14 protein-coding genes are annotated in these 14,724 nt (G+C 71.7%); 3 read left to right on the forward strand and 11 right to left on the reverse strand.

Translation table 11 applies throughout. The features are described from left to right. Window positions 1-248 precede the first annotated feature (248 nt). The 8 genes from ACMXN5_RS08170 to tkt form a co-directional block, all read right to left on the reverse strand. The gene (locus ACMXN5_RS08170; protein ID WP_439674688.1) at window positions 249-569 is read right to left on the reverse strand and encodes a type II toxin-antitoxin system PemK/MazF family toxin; all 321 of its coding nucleotides are present in this window, start codon (window positions 567-569) and stop codon (window positions 249-251) included. Next, window positions 566-778, reverse strand: coding sequence for a type II toxin-antitoxin system CcdA family antitoxin (locus ACMXN5_RS08175; protein ID WP_439674689.1), 213 nt, complete (start codon window positions 776-778; stop codon window positions 566-568). Before ACMXN5_RS08175 ends, ACMXN5_RS08170 begins: the two co-directional genes overlap by 4 nt. A gap of 105 nt (window positions 779-883) precedes the next feature. Then, window positions 884-1,642, reverse strand: a complete 759-nt coding sequence (pgl, locus tag ACMXN5_RS08180; RefSeq protein WP_439674690.1) for a 6-phosphogluconolactonase — start codon at window positions 1,640-1,642, stop codon at window positions 884-886. Continuing rightward, window positions 1,639-2,811: a glucose-6-phosphate dehydrogenase assembly protein OpcA gene (gene opcA, locus ACMXN5_RS08185; RefSeq protein ID WP_439674691.1), complete on the reverse strand. Its 1,173-nt coding sequence runs from the start codon at window positions 2,809-2,811 to the stop codon at window positions 1,639-1,641. Before opcA ends, pgl begins: the two co-directional genes overlap by 4 nt. Beyond that, entirely contained in the window at window positions 2,808-4,364 is a 1,557-nt protein-coding gene (gene zwf / locus ACMXN5_RS08190) for a glucose-6-phosphate dehydrogenase (protein WP_439674692.1), read from the reverse strand. Before zwf ends, opcA begins: the two co-directional genes overlap by 4 nt. Beyond that, window positions 4,361-6,043: a glucose-6-phosphate isomerase gene (locus ACMXN5_RS08195; protein ID WP_439674693.1), complete on the reverse strand. Its 1,683-nt coding sequence runs from the start codon at window positions 6,041-6,043 to the stop codon at window positions 4,361-4,363. The genes zwf and ACMXN5_RS08195 overlap by 4 nt, the downstream gene beginning before the upstream one ends. 179 nt (window positions 6,044-6,222) lie before the next feature. Continuing rightward, window positions 6,223-7,335 (reverse strand): transaldolase, encoded by a 1,113-nt coding sequence (tal, locus tag ACMXN5_RS08200; RefSeq protein ID WP_439674694.1) that lies wholly within the window; start codon window positions 7,333-7,335, stop codon window positions 6,223-6,225. 126 nt (window positions 7,336-7,461) lie between these two features. Further along, window positions 7,462-9,552 carry a transketolase gene (gene tkt, locus ACMXN5_RS08205; RefSeq protein ID WP_439674695.1) on the reverse strand — a complete coding sequence of 697 codons (2,091 nt, stop codon included), beginning with the start codon at window positions 9,550-9,552 and terminating at the stop codon, window positions 7,462-7,464. Between the two features lie 444 nt (window positions 9,553-9,996). On the opposite strand from tkt, the gene ACMXN5_RS08210 reads away from it, so the two are divergent. Together ACMXN5_RS08210 and ACMXN5_RS08215 are read left to right on the forward strand one after the other, a co-directional pair. Next, window positions 9,997-10,947, forward strand: a complete 951-nt coding sequence (locus ACMXN5_RS08210) for a heme o synthase (protein ID WP_439674696.1) — start codon at window positions 9,997-9,999, stop codon at window positions 10,945-10,947. A gap of 112 nt (window positions 10,948-11,059) precedes the next feature. Beyond that, entirely contained in the window at window positions 11,060-11,419 is a 360-nt protein-coding gene (locus ACMXN5_RS08215; protein WP_439674697.1) for a hypothetical protein, read from the forward strand. Between the two features lie 97 nt (window positions 11,420-11,516). Here ACMXN5_RS08215 and ACMXN5_RS08220 read toward each other — a convergent pair whose 3' ends face one another. Then, window positions 11,517-12,128: a hypothetical protein gene (locus ACMXN5_RS08220; protein WP_439674698.1), complete on the reverse strand. Its 612-nt coding sequence runs from the start codon at window positions 12,126-12,128 to the stop codon at window positions 11,517-11,519. 275 nt (window positions 12,129-12,403) lie between these two features. Between ACMXN5_RS08220 and ACMXN5_RS08225 the strand changes: the two genes are divergently transcribed. Continuing rightward, the gene (locus ACMXN5_RS08225; protein ID WP_439674699.1) at window positions 12,404-13,768 is read left to right on the forward strand and encodes a hypothetical protein; all 1,365 of its coding nucleotides are present in this window, start codon (window positions 12,404-12,406) and stop codon (window positions 13,766-13,768) included. 179 nt (window positions 13,769-13,947) lie between these two features. Here ACMXN5_RS08225 and ACMXN5_RS08230 read toward each other — a convergent pair whose 3' ends face one another. Together ACMXN5_RS08230 and secG are read right to left on the reverse strand one after the other, a co-directional pair. Further along, window positions 13,948-14,283, reverse strand: a complete 336-nt coding sequence (locus ACMXN5_RS08230; protein ID WP_040877318.1) for an RNA polymerase-binding protein RbpA — start codon at window positions 14,281-14,283, stop codon at window positions 13,948-13,950. Between the two features lie 198 nt (window positions 14,284-14,481). Next, window positions 14,482-14,718 (reverse strand): preprotein translocase subunit SecG, encoded by a 237-nt coding sequence (gene secG, locus ACMXN5_RS08235; protein ID WP_380011290.1) that lies wholly within the window; start codon window positions 14,716-14,718, stop codon window positions 14,482-14,484. Window positions 14,719-14,724 lie beyond the last annotated feature (6 nt).

The following is a 14,724-nucleotide window of genomic DNA, read 5'->3' on the forward strand; positions in this document are numbered from 1 at the left end:
ATCTGCTGTACCCGGCAATCACGACCGGAACACCCGCATCCCCGCGAACGCGACCCCACGCCCGAATGACGCCCATGAGACCCCTGAGCAAGACCGCCCGGTTGCCGGACGCACCTGCTCCCCGGCCGCGAAGGTAACCGTGTGTCACGGGCGGGCGGCGCGATGATCGGGCCGTCGACAGTCGCCCCGACGGCAACGGCGCCGTCGGGGCACGCAGCGATTCCTCCTCCGGAGGGGAAGGTCGCCGGTCAGTCGGTGAGTTCCAGCACGACGCGCAGGGCCGCGGACAGGCGGGTCATGACGGCAGCGTCGACGGTTCCCAGGAATGCGCCGGAACGAATGCGCTTGTCGGTGAGTGACACCAGGTCGACGGCGACGGCTGCGCCCTCGATCGGTTCGGTGATCGGCACGGTGACCACCGTGTCGGGAGCGCCCCCGGTTTGGTCGATCATCATGCAGACGAGAGTTCCCGGCAAAGCGCGGATTGCGGCATCGGATTCGATGATCACGACGGCTCGGACCTTGGTGGCCAGGGGAATCTCCCAGACCTGCCCACGTGCGAGGTTCACGCGATCTCCTCGCCGAACACGTCGGCGAACTCCTCGATGTCGTCGGCATCCCGGCCGCGCCAGGCAATTATCGCGTCCCCGGCTTCACGCAGGGCTTCGAAGCGCAGGGCACGCTCGACATAGGCGGACAGGTTGCCGGCGGACGCGGCTTTCGCCGCCGCCAGCAAGTCGGCAGGAAGTGTGACCGTAACCCGCTCTTTTGTCGTCATACCATGCATCATACGACACGTATGATGCATGGGTGTGCATGACGAAAGGGCGGGGCGGGGGCCGATTCGGCTCCCGCCCCGCCCTTTCGACTTCGGCAGGTCCGGCTAGTGTTCCGCCAACTTCGCCGCCGCCGCTCGGTCCAGCAGCCACAGTGTCGACGCGGCCCCGTAGGCGCCGGCCGCCGGGGTCTTGGTCGGGTCGGTGGAGGCCCGCGCCGCCGCCACCGCGTCGGCCTTGTCCTCGCCCGCCGCGAGCAGCCACACCTCGTGGGCGGCTCGGATCGCCGGGAAGGTCAGGGTGATCCGGGTCGGCGGAGGCTTGGGGGCCTCGCGGACCGCGACCACCGTGCGCCCCGTCTCCTCCGTCGCCGCGAAGCCCGGGAACAGCGACGCGACGTGCGTGTCGGGGCCCACCCCGAACATGGCCAGGGTGAACGCCGGCACCGGCGCGCCCTCGGGCGCGGCGGTGGCCAGTTCGGCGGCGTACCGCGCCGCCGCCGCCTCCACGTCGTCCCCGTCCGGACCGTCACTGGCCGGCATCGGGTGCACCAGCTCCGGCAGCACCGGGACGGTGTCCAACAACGCCTCGCGCGCCTGCGTCTCGTTCCGGTCGGCGTGGCCCGCCGGCAGGAACCGCTCGTCGCCCCACCACACGTGCAGCCGGTCGAAGTCGATCGCGCCCAGCGTGGGCGTGAGCGACAACTCGTGCAACAACGCGTTGCCGTTGCGGCCACCGGTGAGCACGATGTGCGCCACGTCGAACTCGGCCTGCGCGTCGGCGACCCGCTGGATCAGCCCGGTCGCCGCCGCCTTGGCAAGCAGCGCCGTGTCGGCGTGCACCCGAACCGGGCCGTGCGGGCTCACGCGCCGTCGCCCTTCTTCTTCCGAGGCGCCCGATCGGCCGTGTTCTTCGGCGCGGCGGCGGGCGCGCCCTCGTCCGCCACCCGCCCCCGCGCGGAGGGCCGCTTCGCCCCCGCCGCGCTCGACGTGCGCTTGACCGGCGGAGCCGTACCGACCTCCTTCTTCGCCTTCCGGAGCGGCGCCTCGCCCTCCTCGGCCTTCTCCACGTCGCTCACCGGCGTCTGCGACACGGGCGACTCGGTGAACGACGCCGCCGACGGCACCCGCGCCGCCTCCAACGCGGCCCGCGCCAACGTCGCCGCGTACACGTCGTCCGGGTCCAGCCGGCGCAGCTCCTCGGCGACCAGGTCGGAGGCCTCGCGCCGCTTGAGCGCGACCACCCGGTCCGGCTGGCCGGGCGAGGACAGCGACGCCATCATCCCGTCGGGGCGGTCGATCACGATCTCGCCGTCCTCGGTCACCAGCGTCACCGCGGTGATCCCGGGGCCGCCGGTCTCCACCCGCTCCACGTCGACCTCCAGGCGGTCGGTCAACCACAGCGCGAGCAGTTCCGCGCTCGGGTTGCCCGCCTTGGCGCCGACCTTCGCGCTCAGGATCCGGCTGTACTTCTGGTCGAGCGCCGCGGCCAGCAGGCTGCGCCACGGCGTGGTGCGGGTCCAGGCCAGGTCGGTGTCCCCCGGCGTGTACGCGCTCGCCCGCAGCCGCAGCACATCGGCCCGGCGCGGCGGCGCGGCGGCGTCGGTCACCCGGCGGGTGGCCAGCGCGCCGAGGAGGTCCTTGCTCGGCACCTCCGGCGCGCGCCCCGGCCACCACACCACGACCGGCGCGTCCGGCAGCAGCAGCGGCAGCACGACCGACTCGGCGTGGTTGGCCAACTCGCCGTGCATGCGCAGCAGTACGGTCTCGCCCACGCCCGAGTCGCCGACCCGGACCTCGGCGTCCAGGCGCGGCGCGATCTCCGCGCCCGGGCGGCCGATCACCACCAGGATCCGCGAGGGGTGCTCGCGGGCGGCGGTGCTCGCGGCCTTCATCGCGTCGTACTGGTTGGCCTCGTCGGTGACGATGACCAGGGTGAGCACCATGCCGAGGGTGGGGCTGCCCATTCCTCGGCGGGCCTCGACCAGCGCGGCATTGATCTTGCTCGACTTGGTGTCCGTCAGATCGATCATCATGGGCGGCGCCAGCTCCGTCCGTCACGTGCGAGCATCTCGTCGGCCGCGTCCGGACCCCAGGTCCCGGACACGTAGGGCTCGGGCTTGCCGTGCTGTGCCCAGTGCTCCTCGATCGGGTCGAGGATCTTCCAGGACAGCTCGACCTCCTCGTGCCGGGGGAACAGCGGGGCGTCGCCGAGCAGCACGTCGAGCAGCAGGCGCTCGTACGCCTCCGGGCTCGACTCGGTGAACGACTCGCCGTACGCGAAGTCCATGTTGACGTCGCGCACCTCCATCGCGGTGCCCGGCACCTTGGAGCCGAAGCGCACCGTCATGCCCTCGTCCGGCTGCACCCGGATGACCAGGGCGTTCTGCCCCAGCTCCTCGGTCGCGGTGGCGTCGAACGGCAGGTGCGGAGCACGCTGGAAGACCACCGCGATCTCGGTGACCCGACGGCCGAGGCGCTTGCCCGCGCGCAGGTAGAACGGCACGCCCGCCCAGCGGCGGTTGGCGATCTCCAGCTTGATCGCGGCGTAGGTGTCGGTGCGCGAGTCCGGCGGGATGCCGTCCTCTTCGAGGTAGCCCTTGGCCAGCTCGCCGCCCTGCCAGCCGCGGGTGTACTGGGCCCGCACCGTGCCGCGCGAGAGGTCGTCGGGCAGCTTGACCGAGCCGAGCACCTTCAGCTTCTCGGCCACCAGGGCGTCGGCGTCGAAGGACACCGGCTCCTCCATCGCGGTCAGCGCGAGCAGTTGCAGCAGGTGGTTCTGGATCACGTCGCGCGCGGCGCCGATGCCGTCGTAGTACCCGGCCCGGCCGCCGATGCCGATGTCCTCGGCCATGGTGATCTGTACGTGGTCCACGTAGGAGCGGTTCCACAGCGGCTCGAACATGGTGTTGGCGAAGCGCAACGCCATGATGTTCTGGACGGTCTCCTTGCCCAGGTAGTGGTCGATGCGGAAGACCGACTCGGGCGGGAAGACCTCGTCGACGACCTTGTTCAGCTCGCGCGCGCTCTTGAGGTCGTGCCCGAACGGCTTCTCGATCACCACGCGGCGCCACGAGTCGGCCTTGGGGTCGGCGAGTCCGTGCTCCTTGAGCTGGCGGACCACCTCGGGGAAGGCCTTCGGCGGCACGGACAGGTAGAACGCGTGGTTGCCCTGGGTGCCCTGCTGCTCGTCCAGCTCGTCGATCGTCTGGCGCAGCTGGTCGAACGCCTTGCCGTCGTCGAACTCGCCCTGGACGAACCGGAATCCCTCGGACAGCTGCTGCCAGACCTCTTCCCGGAAGGGGGTCCGGGCGTGTTCCTTGACCGCCTCGTAGACCACCTGGGCGAAGTCCTGGTTCTCCCAGTCGCGCCGGGCGAACCCGGTCAGCGCGAAGCCCGGCGGCAGCAGGCCGCGGTTGGCCAGGTCGTAGATCGCCGGCATCAGCTTCTTGCGGGACAGGTCGCCGGTGACGCCGAAGATGACCAGGCCCGACGGGCCCGCGATGCGCGGGAGTCGGCGGTCCTGGGGGTCGCGCAGCGGGTTCTCCGGCCAGACGGCCGGCTTGCTCTTGCCGGCTTTGGGGCTCATCGAGCCGCTCCGTCCGCGAGGGCGCGGGCGGCGTCGAGCAGTTGCCCGAGTCCGGCCGCGCGGTCGGTCAGGTGCAGGCGCAGGACCGGGCGCTCGCGCGAGGTGATCGCGCCGAGGTCGCCGAGGGCCTGGGCCAGTTGCAGGCGGCCGAAGCTGTACGGCTTGGCCGGGACGTCCAGGTCCTCGGTGTTGGCGCCGGTGATCTGGAGGAAGGCGCCGACGGCGGGGCCCCCCTTGTGGAACTGGCCGGTGGAGTGCAGGAATCGAGGTGCCCAGCCGAAGGTGACCTGCTGCCCGTCCAGCGCCTCGGCGAGCAGCGGGCGCAGCTTGGGCGCGTCGGTGTCGCCGAGCCGGTCCAGGTAGGCCATCACCGCGAGGTAGCCGTTGTCGGGCACCGCGGCCAGCAGCGCGCGCAGCGCCCCGGTCAGGTCGCTCGCGCCGGCCAACAGCTCGGCGTCGCCGTGTACTTCGACCGCGCCGTCGACGAAGGCGGGTGTGCCCACCGGCAGCGGTCCGTCGTCGCCCGCGCGCTCGAGCAGCGCGCCGGTGTTGTCCTTGGACTCCTGCACATTGGGCTGGTCGAACGGGTCGATGCCGAGCACCCGGCCGGCCACCGCGGTCGCGTACTCCCACAGCAGCAACTGCGCGCCCAGCGGGCCGGACACGCGCAGGTCGGCGGCGAGGCGCTCGATGTCCTCGGCGCCGATGACCACGCGCACCGCGTCGGGGCCGCTCGCGTGGTCGAACCCGGGCGCGGTCGGGCCCTCGACCACGACGGGCAGGATGCCCCGACCCTGCTTGCCGGTGGATTCGGCGATCAACTGCTCGGCCCAGTCGCCGAATCCGACGATGTCGCCGCTGTTGGCCAGGACCAGCTTGTCCCGGCCGTGGTTGGCGGCGGCCCCGAGCACCGCGCCGAGCAGCAGGCCGGGGTTGTCCCGATCGCCGGCCAGCGTCGGGGCCAGCGCCGCGGCCTCGTCGAGCAGGCGTTCCACATCCACGCCGGCCAGTGCGCTGGGCACCAGTCCGAACGCGGTGAGCGCGGAGTAGCGGCCGCCGACGTTGGGGTCGGCGAGCACGATGGTGTAGCCGGCGTTGCGCGCGGTGTTCTCCAGCGGCGAGCCGGGGTCGGTCACCACCACGATCCGCCCGGCGAGCTGGTCGTTGGTCAACCCCTCGTCGAGGAAGGCCTGTTCGAACGCGCGGCGGTGGCTGTCGGTCTCCACGGTGCCGCCGCTCTTGCTGGAGACGACCACGACGGTGCGCTCCAGGTCGTCGCCGAGCGCGCGGCGGACCTGGGCGGGGTCGGTGGTGTCGAGCACGGTGAGCGGCTTGCCGTAGGTGGCGGTGATCACCTCGGGTGCCAGCGAGGAGCCGCCCATGCCGGCCAGGACCACGTGGTCCAGGCCCTCGGCGGCCAGCCGCTCGCGCAGTTCGGCGAGTTGCGGCAGCAGCGCGCGCGAGGAGGCGGGCAGGTCCACCCATCCCAGGCGGATCGCGGCCAGCGACTCGGCGTCCGGGCCCCACAGGGTGGCGTCGGAGGCAGCCAGGCGCGCGGGCACCTTGTCCACGACGCAGGCGGTGATGACTTCGGCGACTGCGGCGGAGTGAACGAGGTCACCGGAAACGGTGACGTCCACGCCGCCTGCGGTCACGCGTTCGTCGTTTGCGTGTACCACGGGCGGTCAGCCCTCCTATTAATGGGGTGGGAGTGTGCTGAAATCATGCCCTGATTGCGTGGATTACCCGTCCCGCCGCCGCCGAACGGGTCACACGCGGCGGTGGCGGGACGAGCGGGTACTGCGCCGGTCGGCGAGGGAGGCCGACCGGGTGCAACGGCCGTTCGACGAGGTGGGCGTCAGCCCTTGGCGAGCCGGTCCAGCTCGCCCTGTACGGACGCGAGCAGCTCGTTCCAGGAGGTCTCGAACTTCTCGACGCCCTCCTCCTCCAGCAGGTCGACGACCTCGTCGTAGGAGACGCCGAGCTTGGCCACCGCGTCGAGGTCGGCCTGCGCCGACTCGTAGGTGCCGTGCACGGTGTCACCGGTGATCGCGCCGTGGTCGGCGACCGCGTTCAAGGTGGCCTCGGGCATGGTGTTCACCACACCCTTGACGACCAGGTCGTCCACGTACATCGTGTCGCGGTACGCCGGGTCCTTGACGCCGGTCGAGGCCCACAGCGGGCGCTGCGGCCGGGCCCCGGCGGCGGCGAGGGCCTGCCAGCGCTCGGTGCCGAAGACCTCTTCGTACGCCTGGTAGGCCAGTCGCGCGTTGGCCACCGCGGCCTTGCCCGCCGCGGCCTTGGCCTCGTCGGTGCCGAGCGCGGCCAGCCGCTTGTCGATCTCGGTGTCCACGCGCGAGACGAAGAACGACGCGACCGACTCGATCTTCGAGATGTCCAGGCCGGCGGCGCGGGCGCGCTCGATGCCCTCGACGTAGGCCTCCATCACCTCGCGGTAGCGGGCCAGCGAGAAGATCAGCGTGACGTTGACGCTGATCCCCTCGGCGAGGGTCTGCGCGATGGCGGGCAGACCGGCCTTGGTGGCGGGGATCTTGATGAACAGGTTCGGCCGGTCGACGAGCCACCACAGCTGGCGGGCCTCGGCGATGGTCGGCTCGGTCTTGTGCGCGAGGCGCGGGTCGACCTCGATCGACACCCGGCCGTCGACACCGTTCGTCGCGTCGTAGACCGGGCGCAGCACGTCGCACGCCTGGCGCACGTCGGCCGAGGTGATCATCCGCACGGCCTCTTCGACGGTCACGCCGCGCACCGCGAGGTCGCGCAGCTGCGCGTCGTAGACGTCGTTGCCGGTGATCGCCTTCTGGAAGATCGCCGGGTTGGTGGTCACGCCGACGACCTCGCGGTCGCGGACGAGTTGGTGCAGGTTGCCGGACTCCAGCCGCGTCCGGCTCAGGTCGTCGAGCCATACGGCCACGCCCTCGGCGGACAGGCGACGCAGGGATTCCGTCATGACACTTTGCTCCTTATCGAGTGCGCGGCCGGATCCGGCCGCGTCGTGGGCGGCGGATCTACGCCCGGCGTGGGCGGTGTCGGGCGGGTGTTCCCACTCGACACCGCCCACCGGGTCACATGATCTTCAGCTACCGGCGTGCGCCAGGGATTCCCGAGCGGCCGAAACGACGGCCTCGTGGGTCAGCCCGAACTCGGCGAACAGCTTCTTGTAGTCCGCGGACGCGCCGAAGTGCTCCAGCGAGACGATCCGACCCGCGTCGCCGACCAGCTCCCGCCAGCCCTGGGCGATGCCGGCCTCGACCGACACGCGCGCCTTGACCGACGGCGGCAGCACCTGCTCGCGGTACGCCTGGTCCTGCTCGTTGAACCATTCCAGGCAGGGCAGCGAGACGACCCGGGTGGGCACGCCCTCGGCCTCCAGCACCTCGCGCGCGGCGACCGCGATCTGCACCTCGGAACCGGTGCCGATCAAGATCACCTGCGGGGTGCCGCTGGACGCCTCGGCGAGCACGTAGCCACCGCGCGCGGTGCCCTCGGCCGAGCCGAACTCGGTGCGGTCCCAGGTGGGTACGTCCTGGCGGGTGAGCAGGATGCCGGCCGGGCGGTCGGTGGTCTCCAGGATCTTGCGCCAGGCCACCGAGACCTCGTTGGCGTCACCGGGGCGGACCACGTCCAGGCCCGGGATCGCGCGCAGCGCGGCGATGTGCTCGATCGGCTGGTGGGTGGGGCCGTCCTCGCCGAGACCGATCGAGTCGTGCGTCCACACGTAGGTGGTGGGCAGCTTCATCAGCGCGGCGAGCCGGACGGCCGGGCGCATGTAGTCGCTGAACACCAGGAAGGTGCCGCCGTAGATGCGGGTCCCGCCGTGCAGCGCGATGCCGTTCATGGTCGAGCCCATGGCGTGCTCGCGGATGCCCCAGTGCACGGTGCGCCCGTAGGGGTTCGCGCCCTTGAGGGGGTTGCCGTCGGGCAGGAACGAACTGCCCTCGTCGATGGTGGTGTTGTTGGACTCGGCCAGGTCGGCCGAGCCGCCCCACAGCTCGGGGACGACCGGGCCGAGGGCGGCGAGCACCTTGCCGGACGCCTTGCGGGTGGCGACGGGCTTGCCGGCCTCGAACTCCGGCAGCGCCTTCTCCCAGCCGTCGGGCAGCCGACGGGCGGAGATGCGGGCGTGCTCGGCGGCGCGCTCGGGGTTGGTCTCGGCCCACTTGGCGAACGCGCTCTTCCACGCGTCGTGCGCCGCACGGCCGCGGTCGACCACCTGGTGCGCGTGCGCGAGCACCTCGTCGGCGACCTCGAAGGTCTGCTCCGGGTCGAAGCCGAGCACCCGCTTGGTGGCCGCGACCTCGTCGGCGCCGAGCGCCGAGCCGTGCGCCTTGCCGGTGTTCTGCGCGTTCGGCGCGGGCCAGGCGATGATCGTCCGCACGGCGATCATGGTCGGTCGGCCGGTCTCCGCCTTGCCCGCCTCCAGGGCCGCGTGCAGCGCCACGACGTCGATGTCGCCGTCGGCCTGCGGCTCGACCCGGATGGTGTGCCAGCCGTAGGCCGCGTAGCGGGCGAGGACGTCCTCGCTGAACGCGGTCTCGGTGTCGCCCTCGATCGAGATGTGGTTGTCGTCGTAGAGCACGACGAGGTTGCCCAGCTTCTGGTGCCCGGCGAGCGAGCTGGCCTCGGCGGAGATGCCCTCTTCCAGGTCGCCGTCGGAGGCGATCACCCAGATGGTGTGGTCGAACGGGGAGGTGCCGGGGGCCGCGTCCGGGTCGAACAGGCCGCGCTCGTAGCGGGCCGCCATCGCCATGCCGACCGCGTTGCCCACGCCCTGGCCGAGCGGCCCGGTGGTGGTCTCGACGCCGGCGGTGTGGCCGTGCTCGGGGTGGCCGGGGGTGCGGCTGCCCCAGGTGCGGAACGACTTCAGGTCGTCCAGGGTCAGGCCGTAGCCCGACAGGTAGAGCTGGGTGTACAGGGTCAGGCTGGTGTGGCCCGGGGACAACACGAAGCGGTCGCGACCGGTCCAGTCCGGGTCGGTCGGGTCGTGGCGCAGGAACTTCTGCCAGATGAGGTAGGCCGCCGGGGCCAGGCTCATGGCCGTTCCGGGGTGGCCGTTACCGACCTTCTGAACGGCGTCCATCGCGAGCACACGAGCGGTGTCGACGGCTCGCTTGTCGAGGTCGCTCCAGTCGAGAGAGCTGTTGTCGGGGGTCGGCTTGGTGCTCACCCTTGTCAGGGCTCCTTCCGGGGTCTTCCGGGATAGGCCGAATGGTTGCGGCCGGCTCGGGACCTTCGCCCCGGCGCCTCAGGCACGTGGCCGAGCCTACCGGGGGCGGCATGTTCCCTCGCTCGGAGGACGGCCACCCGGGTGGTGACGTTCACCGTGTGGTTCACCCCGATGTCCACGTGGTCGAACGGACCGCGGGGACACGCGGGACGAGGCACGACGCGTGGTGGGCACGGGACGGCGCACGCGGCGACCTTCCGGTCGGCTACCCGGCAGTGCGGCGGGCATGCCCCGGAGGCTTCGTGCCCCTGGTGAGGGACTACAGTTTCCTGCTAGTGGGTCCGGGCCTCGACGTCTCGACACCGCTTGCCTTCCGCTTACGTATTGACGAGCAAACCGGCTTCCGGGCGGCACCCGGGCCCGGCCGAAAACGCTGCTGATGGGGTGTTCGTGACAGCCGTCGAATCCCGACCGGCCGGGCTGGTGGGAAATGCGCCCGCCGGCGCCCGCCCGCCGATGGCCCGGGTTCTCGCATTCGTGGCCCTCACCAAGCCGCGCATCATCGAACTGCTGCTGATCAGCACGATTCCGGTGATGTTCCTCGCGGCGCACGGGCTGCCGGATCTGGGTCTGGTGTTGCTGGTCGTCTTCGGCGGTTACCTCTCGGCGGGCAGCGCCAACGCCTTCAACATGTACATCGACCGGGACATCGACCGGCTGATGCACCGCACCGAACGGCGACCGCTGGTCACCGGAATGGTGTCGCCGCGCGAGTCGATCGTGTTCGCGAGCATCCTCGGGGTGATTTCCACCGCGTGGTTCTGGTTCCTGGTCAATCCGCTGTCGGCGGCGCTTTCCGTCTTCGCGATCTTCTATTACGTCGTCGTCTACACGATGTTGCTGAAGCGGCGTACGCCGCAGAACATCGTGTGGGGCGGTATCGCGGGTTGTATGCAGGTGTTGATCGGCTGGACCGCGGTCACGAATTCGCTGGACTGGGCGCCGGTGGTGTTGTTCGCGGTGGTCTTCTTCTGGACCCCGCCGCATTATTGGCCGCTGTCGATGAAGTTCACCGACGACTACACCAATGCCGGTGTGCCGATGTTGCCGGTGGTCGCGGGCAACAAGGTCGTCGCGAACCAGATCGTGCTCTACAGCTGGGTCATGGTCGGGGTGTCGATGCTGCTGTGGCCGGCCGCGGACACCGGGCCGCTGTACCCGATCGCCGCAGCGGTGCTGGGGGCGGCCTGGTTGTGGGAGGCGCACGGGCTGCAGCGTCGGGCCAAGGCCGAGGTGACCGGCGCCAAGCTCAAGGAGATGCGGCTGTTCCACTGGTCGATCACCTACCTGACGCTGCTGTTCGTCGCGGTCGCGGTCGACCCGCTGCTGTTCTGAGCCGGTTCCGGCGCGGCGCCCGTGCCGTGCCGCCGTCGGTGCGTCGCGACGTGATCCGCACCACGCGCGATTGCGCCGGATCCGGTGACGCCCCGTCGGTAATGTGGGCGCCATGACGGACACCGAGACCACGACGGCCACGCCGGAACCGGGTTCCCCGGATGCGCGGGTCGAGCGACAGGTGCGCAGGATCGCCAAACACATCGAGCGCTTCACCGCCGCGCACGGCGGCGGGGGCGACGCGGTCGTCGAGTACGTCGGCCGCGACGCGACCCGGATCGTGCTCGTCGGCACCGACGGGGCCTGGGGCGACCAGGTCGTGCGCAACCGCGACATCGCCCGCGCGGCGATCGTGAAGGCGGGCGTGACGCTGCACGAGGAGTTCCCGAACGAACTCGCGGCGAAGGTGCGCACGACCGAGTTCGAGTGGTCCCGGATGGCGGGCCTGCAACTGGGCGGCTCGCAGGGCTGACGGGCGAGCCGAGCCCGGCTGAGGCGCTGAACCCCCGCCCGCCCCGGGGGTGGTGCCGGACTCTCCCTCGGCGGGAGAGTCCGGCACTGCCGACGGGTCAGGAGTGGAAGATCTCCCTGATGTCGCTGATCTCGCCTGCGGCGTTCAGGGTGACCTCGTAGGCCCCGAACGACGAGCACGCGTGTCCGGGGTCGGTCTGGTGGGTGAGGCACTTGTCGATGTGGTCCCACACCTGGCCGAGGTACTCCGCCTTCCACGGAGCCGGGCCGGACAGCGTGCCCGTGGCCTGCGGCGCGAAGTGCAGCGGTATCTGCTCGGCGCCGACCGGCTCGTAGTGGCCGTCGTTGGGGTCGCACACGAACTTGGTGTTGCGGTAGTACAACGAGTCCTTGCTGGGTGCCTTGTTCGGGTAGACGATCCGGTGTCCGGGCTTGGTGGCCGGCGCCGGGCCGCAGTCGTCGCCCGGGTCGCCCGCCGAGGACCGACTCGCCGACGGCTTGGTCGACTTCGGCGCCTGGGTGCCCGGCGCACCGGAGCCGCCGGGGCTGCCGGTGGGCGGCGGCGCGACCACCGGTGCCGTCGAGGGCGTGCTGTCGGCCGCCTCGGTTGTGCCCTTCTTCTTGTCGTCCGCGTCGCAGGCGACCAGCGCGAGCGCGCCGATCGTCACGGCCGTGATCCCGCCCAAGGTCCTGCGTGTGATCGGATGCATCGAACCCCCTGTGCGTCGGGCGCGGCGCGCCCGTACTTCGATGGAACTCGAACACATTAGCGATCTTGAGACGCGAGCACCCGGGATCCGCCCCCGAGTTGGCAAAGCCGAGCCCAAGGAGTGAACCGGGCCGGGCAAAACGGCATGCCGCGGACATCCCGCCGTCGTCCCGGTCAGGTGTTCGTGGCCGGATCCGTACCCGTTCGGCCCCGTCGGCGGCCCGCTCGCGATAGCGTCACGCGGAGGTCTTCGGGACCAGAGGCGAGGTGGGACCCGTGCGGTTCGGATGGCTGCGACGCCATGAGCGTCACCTGGAGGAATACCGGCACCGGCGCGAGCTGCAATCGCCGTGTCCGGGCCTCGCCACGCCCGAAACCCCGCCCGCCGCGCCGTCCTTCGCCGCACCCGGGCGGACCGAGGGGCATGATCCGGCCGAACCGGAATCGAATCCGCCGGGCGGCGCGGGCGCTCCGGCCGAGGCCGACGACGCCGAGGCGACCCGGGCCGAGATGTTGACCGAGAAGGCACGGCAGTTGACCCGCGCCGGTCGGCACGCCGACGCCGCCGCGCCCGCCCGCGCCGCGGTGCGGATGTTGGGCGCGCTCGCCGCGAGGGACCACCGCCGGCACGGGCCCGCCCTGGTCGGCGGACTGCGCGCGTTCGCCGCCGTACTGGCCGCCGACGCGCGCACCGAGGACGCGGTGAAGGTGGCCGCGAGCGCCGCCGAACACGCCCGCAGACTGGCCGCGTTCGACCACCGCGCGCACCGCCCGCTGCTCGCGTTGACCCTGCGCGAGCTGGGGGCCCGACTCGGCGACCACGGCGACGAGTCGGCCGCGCTCGGCGCGCTGCACGAGTCGGTACAGCTCTTCCGCACCCTCGCGGCCCGCACGCCCGAGCGGCACCGGGTCGAACTCGCCCTGTCCCTGGACGAACTCGCCGGCCGACTCGCCGCCGGCGGCGCGAGCGAACCCGCGCTGGCCGCGTTCACCGAGGCCGAACGACTGCTCGGGGTCGGCCCGCCCGAGGCCCGGCAGGCCGCCGTGCTGCTCCGGCACGCCACCCTGCTCGCCCGCCTCGGCCGCGGCCCCGAGGCGATCGCACTGGCCACCGAGGCGGTCGAGGTGCGCCGCGGCTACGCGAACGCGGAGCACGCCCCCGCCGGGCGCCGCGAGGACGAACTCGCCGCCTCGCTACAGAGTCTGGGCCTGCTGCACAGCGCCGCCGGCGCGCACGACGAGGCGGTGGACGCGCTGGAGGAGGCGGTCCGGCTGCGGGCGAGACGGGTGCGGGCCGACCCCGTGCTGGCCCGCCGCCCCGAAGTACCGGTCACCTACGCGCTGTACGGCATCGTCCTGGTCGCCGCCGGCCGGCCCGCCGACGCGGTGCCGCCGCTCGCCGCGGCCCTGGGCGTGGGCACCGCGCTCAACCTGGACCGCGTCTCCGACCTGGCCGGCGACACCCTCGTGCGGGCCCACCACGCCGACCCCGACGCGGTGCGCAACCGCTGGCTCGCGGCCACCGGCGAGGAGTTGCCTGCCTGGATCGAACACGGCGGGCGCCGCCCGCTCCCGCACCAGGCCGACCGTCGCCGCGTACACCGCCCGGTCCCCCAGGAGGCACTTCCCGCCCGCGACTGACCCCCGGCCCGCGCGGCGCCCGCGGAACGGCGCACAAAAAAGCCGCCGGAAGTCACGACGGCACCCGAAGGTGGGTCGTCACTCCCGGCGGCTCCCCCGACGGCGGCCCTGGCGCGGGTCTGAAGACACGCGCCAGGGCCGACCGTACGGGTACACGCTCGTCGAGCCCGGAACCGGACTCAGAGTTCGCCGCGCAGCTTGGCCAGCGCCTCGGCGAGGATCGCCTCGCCGTCCGCGTCGCTGCGCCGCTCGCGCACGTAGGCGAGGTGCGTCTTGTAGGGCTCGGTACGCGGGGCGTCCGGCGGGTTGTGCTGGTCCTGCCCGGCGGGCAGACCGCAGCGGGGGCAGTCCCACGTCTCGGGGACCTGAGCGTCGGTCGCGAAGCTCGGCTGGGTCTCGTGCTTGTTCGCGCACCAGAAAGAAATACGGAGACGTGGGGCTGCTTCGCCGCGCTCAGCCTCCCCCATCGGGCCGGCGCCGACCCGACTCCCACGGATGGCGTTGCCACTTGCCACGGTAAAAACTCCCCTTGGTCCTTGAGGTCGCGCCCCCGTTGCGCGGCTTGGCGTCCAGTGTACGTGCGCCTCGCGCAAGGTTGAACCGAGCGGTGGCCCTTTTCCGACCGTTTCCGACAGTCCGTCAGAAAGGCCACCGCGCGGGTGGAAACAGCGGCCGAACCGGCCCTGTCGGTACGCGTTTGTCGATACGAGTCGTCAGTACGAGTGCTTCAGGAGCAGACCGAGTACGACGATCGTCGTGATCCAGCACACGCCGACGATGATGGTCATGCGGTCGAGGTTCTTCTCCACGACGGAGGAACCGCCGAGCGAGGAGGACATGCCGCCGCCGAACAGGTCCGACAGGCCGCCGCCCTTGCCCTTGTGCAGCAGCACCAACAGCACCATGAGCAGGCTGAAGACGATCAGGGCGATCGAGAAACCGGTGATCACGGCCGG

The sequence above is a fragment of the Embleya australiensis genome (assembly GCF_051903075.1).
In the GTDB taxonomy this organism is placed as follows: domain Bacteria; phylum Actinomycetota; class Actinomycetes; order Streptomycetales; family Streptomycetaceae; genus Embleya.

Bases quoted from the DNA above. Each gene is read 5' to 3' on its own strand.
- ACMXN5_RS08215 (WP_439674697.1), top strand. From the start codon at position 11,060: ATGACGGACACCGAGACCACGACGGCCACGCCGGAACCGGGTTCCCCG.
- ACMXN5_RS08220 (WP_439674698.1), bottom strand. From the start codon at position 12,128: ATGCATCCGATCACACGCAGGACCTTGGGCGGGATCACGGCCGTGACG.
- ACMXN5_RS08175 (WP_439674689.1), bottom strand. From the start codon at position 778: ATGACGACAAAAGAGCGGGTTACGGTCACACTTCCTGCCGACTTGCTG.
- tal (WP_439674694.1), bottom strand. From the start codon at position 7,335: ATGACGGAATCCCTGCGTCGCCTGTCCGCCGAGGGCGTGGCCGTATGG.
- zwf (WP_439674692.1), bottom strand. From the start codon at position 4,364: ATGAGCCCCAAAGCCGGCAAGAGCAAGCCGGCCGTCTGGCCGGAGAAC.
- opcA (WP_439674691.1), bottom strand. From the start codon at position 2,811: ATGATGATCGATCTGACGGACACCAAGTCGAGCAAGATCAATGCCGCG.